General features: G+C 74.0%; 5 protein-coding genes. 4 read left to right on the top strand and 1 reads right to left on the bottom strand.

All coding sequences use genetic code 11. The features are described from left to right. Window positions 1-211: 211 nt before the first annotated feature. The 4 genes from VR44_RS34995 to VR44_RS34980 all read left to right on the top strand — a co-directional run bounded on the left by VR44_RS34995 (window position 212) and on the right by VR44_RS34980 (window position 4,634). Window positions 212-1,000, top strand: coding sequence for a crotonase/enoyl-CoA hydratase family protein (locus VR44_RS34995; RefSeq protein ID WP_045951680.1), 789 nt, complete (start codon window positions 212-214; stop codon window positions 998-1,000). Window positions 1,001-1,117: 117 nt separating this feature from the next. Then, entirely contained in the window at window positions 1,118-2,812 is a 1,695-nt protein-coding gene (locus VR44_RS34990) for an NAD(P)/FAD-dependent oxidoreductase (protein WP_045951679.1), read from the top strand. Next, a complete protein-coding gene (locus tag VR44_RS34985; RefSeq protein ID WP_045951678.1) occupies window positions 2,809-4,284 on the top strand; it encodes an ATP-binding protein in 1,476 nt (491 codons plus the stop codon). The genes VR44_RS34990 and VR44_RS34985 overlap by 4 nt, the downstream gene beginning before the upstream one ends. Next, window positions 4,281-4,634 carry a UBP-type zinc finger domain-containing protein gene (locus VR44_RS34980; protein WP_045951677.1) on the top strand — a complete coding sequence of 118 codons (354 nt, stop codon included), beginning with the start codon at window positions 4,281-4,283 and terminating at the stop codon, window positions 4,632-4,634. Before VR44_RS34985 ends, VR44_RS34980 begins: the two co-directional genes overlap by 4 nt. A gap of 21 nt (window positions 4,635-4,655) precedes the next feature. Here the strand turns inward: VR44_RS34980 and VR44_RS34975 are convergent. Next, window positions 4,656-4,947 (bottom strand): CorA family divalent cation transporter (locus VR44_RS34975; protein ID WP_045951676.1); only part of this gene is annotated, 292 nt, incomplete at its 5' end.

Here is a 4,947-nt window from a genome sequence, read left to right as displayed (position 1 = left end):
GTGCACAACCATGCGGCACCCAGGGCGGCACAGCCCCCGGAGAAACAGCCACGCGGCACCCACAGCCGCACGGTCCCCAGAAGCACAGCCAGCGGCACCCACAGCCGCACAGGCCCCGGGGGAACAGCCACGCGGCACCCAGGGCGGCAAGATCCGGGAGTGGCGGCCCGGGGGCCTGGTGGGGGGGCGGTGGTCACGGGAGAATGCCGGGATGACCGACACCCCCGAGTCCCCAGCCGTCCGCGTCGAGCGCGCCGGGGCCGTGACGACCGTGGTGCTGTCGCGGCCCGGCGCCCGCAACGCCGTGGACGGGCCGGCCGCGCGGCAGCTGGCCGAGGCGTTCCGGGACTTCGAGGCGGACGAGGAGGCTTCGGTCGCGGTGCTGTGGGGCGAGGGCGGCACGTTCTGCGCGGGCGCCGACCTCAAGGCCGTCGGCACCGGGCGCGGCAACCGCGTGGAGCCCGACGGGGACGGCCCGATGGGGCCCACGCGGCTGCGGCTGACCAAGCCGGTGATCGCGGCCGTCTCCGGCCACGCCGTGGCAGGCGGGCTGGAGCTGGCCCTCTGGTGCGACCTGCGGGTGGTGGAGGAGGACGCGGTCTTCGGGGTGTTCTGCCGCCGCTGGGGGGTCCCGCTCATCGACGGGGGCACGGTCCGGCTGCCACGCCTGATCGGCGAGAGCCGGGCGATGGACCTGATCCTGACCGGCCGCCCGGTCCCGGCCGCCGAGGCCCATGCCATCGGCCTGGCCAACCGCCTCGTACCGCCCGGGCAGGCCCGGCCGGCCGCCGAGGAACTCGCGCGGGAGATCGCCGCCTTCCCCCAGCTGTGCCTGCGCCACGACCGGCTCTCCGTACGGGAGCAGCACGGGCTGGCGGAGCCCGAGGCCCTGGCGAACGAGCTGCGGCACGGGACGGTGCCCCTGTCGGCGGGCGAGACCCTCGCGGGCGCCAGGCGCTTCGCGTCCGGTGCCGGCCGGCACGGCTCCTTCACCGGCTGAGGGGCGCGGGGCGGCCGCCAGCCGGAGCGGTGGCGGGCGATCGCACCTACGATGGGCGGGAGCCGGCATGGGCGGGCCTTTCGTGCCGGTTCTCCCGAGCGGGCAGGGCGGAGGAGCATGGCACAGGCCGGCGACGCGGCGCGGACCGTCATCCTCACGGTGGACGACGATCCGGGGGTGTCCCGCGCCATCGCGCGTGACCTGCGGCGGCGCTACGGCGGCGGGTACCGGATCGTGCGCGCCGAGTCCGGGGAGTCGGCGCTGGAGGCGCTGCGCGAGCTGAAGCTGCGGGGCGACCTGGTCGCCGTGCTCCTCGCCGACTACCGGATGCCGCGGATGAACGGCGTCGAGTTCCTGGAGCAGGCCCTCGGTGTGTACCCGGGGGCGCGTCGGGTGCTGCTGACGGCGTACGCCGACACCCACGCGGCCATCGACGCGATCAACGTCGTCGACCTCGACCACTACCTCCTCAAGCCCTGGGACCCGCCCGAGGAGAAGCTGTACCCGGTCGTGGACGACCTCCTCACGGCCTGGCGCTCCAGTGACCACCGGCCGGTGCCGGCCACCAAGGTGGTCGGGCACCGCTGGTCGGCGCGCTCCTCGGAGGTGCGCGAGTTCCTGGCCCGCAACCAGGTGCCCTACCGCTGGTACTCCTCCGACGAGCCGGAGGGGCGGCGGCTGCTGGAGGCGGCGGGGGCCGACGGGCTGCGGCTGCCGCTGGTGGTCACCGCCGAGGGGACGGCGCTCGTCGAGCCGGAGGTGCCGGAGCTGGCCGCGCGCGTCGGGCTGGCGACCACGCCGGCCGCCGCGTTCTACGACCTGGTCGTCATCGGCGGCGGCCCGGCCGGGCTGGGGGCGGCCGTGTACGGGGCGTCCGAGGGGCTGCGGACCGTCCTGGTCGAACGGTCGGCGACCGGCGGGCAGGCCGGGCAGAGCTCCCGCATCGAGAACTACCTGGGCTTCCCGGACGGGGTGTCCGGTGCCCAGCTCACCGGGCGCGCCCGCCGCCAGGCGACCCGGTTCGGGGCGGAGATCCTCACGGCGCGCGAGGTCACGGGGCTGGAGGTGAACGGTCCGGCGCGCGTGGTGCGGTTCTCCGACGGCTCGTCGGTGGCCGCGCACAGCGTCATCCTGGCGACGGGGGTGTCGTACCGGCAACTGGGGGCACCGGGCTGCGAGGACCTGACGGGGCGCGGGGTGTACTACGGCTCCTCGCTCACCGAGGCGGCGTCCTGCGAGGGGCAGGACGTGTACGTGGTCGGCGGCGCCAACTCGGCCGGGCAGGCGGCGGTGGCCGGGCAGGCGGCGGTGTACCTGGCGCGGGGTGCGAAGTCGGTGACGCTGCTGGTGCGCGGGGAGTCCCTGACGGCGTCGATGTCGTACTACCTGATCCAGCAGATCGAGGAGGCGCCGAACATCACGGTGCGGCCGCGGACGGTGGTGGAGGCGGCGCAGGGCGCCGGGCACCTGGAGCGGCTGGTGCTGCGGGACGCGGTGACGGGGGCCACGGAACTCGTGGACGCCCAGTGGATGTTCGTGTTCATCGGCGCGGCCCCGCTGACGGACTGGCTGGACGGGACGGTCCTGCGCGACGAGCACGGCTTCATCCTCGCCGGGCCGGACCTCACACCGGACGGGCGGCCGCCGGCGGAGTGGGAGCTGGACCGGCCGCCGTACCACCTGGAGACCAACGTCCCCGGGGTGTTCGTGGCGGGCGACGCGCGGGCCCGGTCCGCGAAGCGGGTCGCGTCCGCGGTGGGAGAGGGAGCCATGGCCGTCATGCTGGTGCACCGGTACCTGGAGGAGTCGTGAGCGGGCGGGAGGCCGCCTGCGACCCGCGGGAGATCGCCTCGCTGTTCCTGTTCGAAAAGCTGTCGCCGGAGCAGCTCGGGAGGCTGTGCTCCGAGGGGCGGGTGGAGCGTTTCGAAGCCGGTCCGGTGTACACCGAGGGGGAGCCGGCCACCTGCTTCTACGTGATGCTCGAGGGCACGGTCGTGATGTACCGGCGGGTCGGCGCCGACGACGTGGAGGTGAGCCGGACCTCTCAGCGCGGCGTGTACGCGGGGGCCATGCAGGCGTACCTGGGCGACCGGGTCCCGCAGCGGTACGTCAACTCGATGCGGGTGACGGGGCCGACGCGGTTCTTCGTGCTGTCGGCGCAGTCGTTCGCGGACATCATGCAGGAGTGGTTCCCGATGGCGGCGCACCTGCTGGAAGGCCTGTTCTTCGGTGCGAAGGACACCCAGCGGGCCATCGGGCAGCGTGAACGGCTGCTGGCGCTCGGCTCGTTGTCGGCCGGTCTCACGCACGAGCTCAACAACCCGGCCGCGGCGGCGGTCCGGGCGACGGAGGCGCTGCGCGAGCGGGTGGGCAAGATGCGGCACAAACTGGCCGTCATCGCGCGGGGCCCCTACTCGCGCGAGGCCCTCGCCGAGCTCATCGAGATCCAGGAGCGGACCGCCGAACGGGTCGCCAAGGCGCCGGTGCTGAGCCCGCTGGAGGCCGCCGACCGGGAGGACGAGCTCGCCGACTGGCTGGAGGACCACGGCATCCCGGAGGGCTGGCGGATCGCGCCGGCGTTCGTCCAGGCCGGACTGGACACGGACTGGCTGGAGCAGGTCGCGGCGACCGTGGCACAGGACGTCCTGCCGGGGGCGGTCGGCTGGCTCAACTACACGGTGGAGACCGAGCTGCTGATGGACGAGATCGGCGACTCCACGGCCCGCATCTCCCACCTGGTGGACGCGGCCAAGCAGTACGCCCAGCTCGACCGCGCCCCGCACCGGGACGTCGACGTGCACGAACTCCTCGACAGCACCCTGCTGATGCTGTCCGGCAAGATCGGCCCCCGGGTTCGGGTGACCAAGGAGTACGACCGCTCCCTGCCCGAGGTGCCGGCCTACCCGGCGGAGCTGAACCAGGTGTGGACCAACCTGATCGACAACGCGGTGTCCGCCATCGGGAGCGCCGGCGGCGAGGGCACCCTGACGGTCCGCACGGCGCGGGAGGGCGACCGGCTGCTGGTCGAGTTCCGCGACACGGGACCGGGTGTGCCCCCGGAGATCCGCGACCGCATCTTCGACCCCTTCTTCACCACCAAGCCGGTCGGCGAGGGCACGGGCCTCGGGCTGGACATCTCCTGGCGGATCGTGGTCAACAAGCACCACGGCAGCCTGGAGGTCCGGTCCGTGCCGGGAGACACCCGGTTCCGGGTCCTGCTGCCGCTGACGGCCCCCGAAGGGGACGCCGAACCCGAACCCGCCCCCACGGAGGAGCGCACATGACCGAGATCGACGGGATCGACCCGGGCGTCCCGCCCAGCGGCACGGGCTGCGGGGACTGCGACGCGGTGGGCGGCTGGTGGTTCCACCTGCGGCGCTGCGCCCAGTGCGGGCACGTCGGCTGCTGCGACTCCTCCCCCGCCCAGCACGCCACCGCCCACTGGAAGTCCGCCGGCCACCCCCTGGTGCAGAGCTTCGAACCGGGCGAGTCCTGGTTCTGGGACTACGCCACGGGCACCATGTACGAGTCGGGGCCCGACCTCACCCCACCGGACGCCCACCCCGCGGACCAGCCGGCCCCCGGCCCCGCCGGGCGCGTCCCCCAGGACTGGCCGAGCCGGCTCCACCGCTAGGACCGCCCGCCGTCGGGTCGGTCAGTCGTCCTCGCGCAGCCTGCGCCAGACGCGGGTGCGGTGCAGCACGTAGAGGCAGACGGCGAGGACCAGCAGCTGGAGGCCGACGGCGAGCAGCCAGAACTCCTCTCGGCTCTCCATGCTGTCGGTCAGGAACGTGAAGTTCATCCCGAAGAACCCGGTCAGGAACGACAGCGGCAGGAAGACCACCGACACGATCGCCAGCCGGTTGATCACCCCGTTCTGCTCGCCGGCGCTGAGCGAGGCGTGGCTGGCGAACGCCCGGCGGGTGGCCTCCTTGAGGGACTCGATG

It is taken from the genome of Streptomyces katrae (assembly GCF_000966975.1).
GTDB lineage: Bacteria > Actinomycetota > Actinomycetes > Streptomycetales > Streptomycetaceae > Streptomyces > Streptomyces katrae.
Note: the sequence above shows the minus strand (reverse complement) of the source record. Positions and strands in the feature narration are given on the sequence as shown.

What these genes read in the sequence shown, in the direction of transcription:
- VR44_RS34990 (WP_045951679.1), top strand. Translation starts at nt 1,118, where the DNA reads ATGGCACAGGCCGGCGACGCGGCGCGGACCGTCATCCTCACGGTGGAC.
- VR44_RS34995 (WP_045951680.1), top strand. Translation starts at nt 212, where the DNA reads ATGACCGACACCCCCGAGTCCCCAGCCGTCCGCGTCGAGCGCGCCGGG.
- VR44_RS34980 (WP_045951677.1), top strand. Translation starts at nt 4,281, where the DNA reads ATGACCGAGATCGACGGGATCGACCCGGGCGTCCCGCCCAGCGGCACG.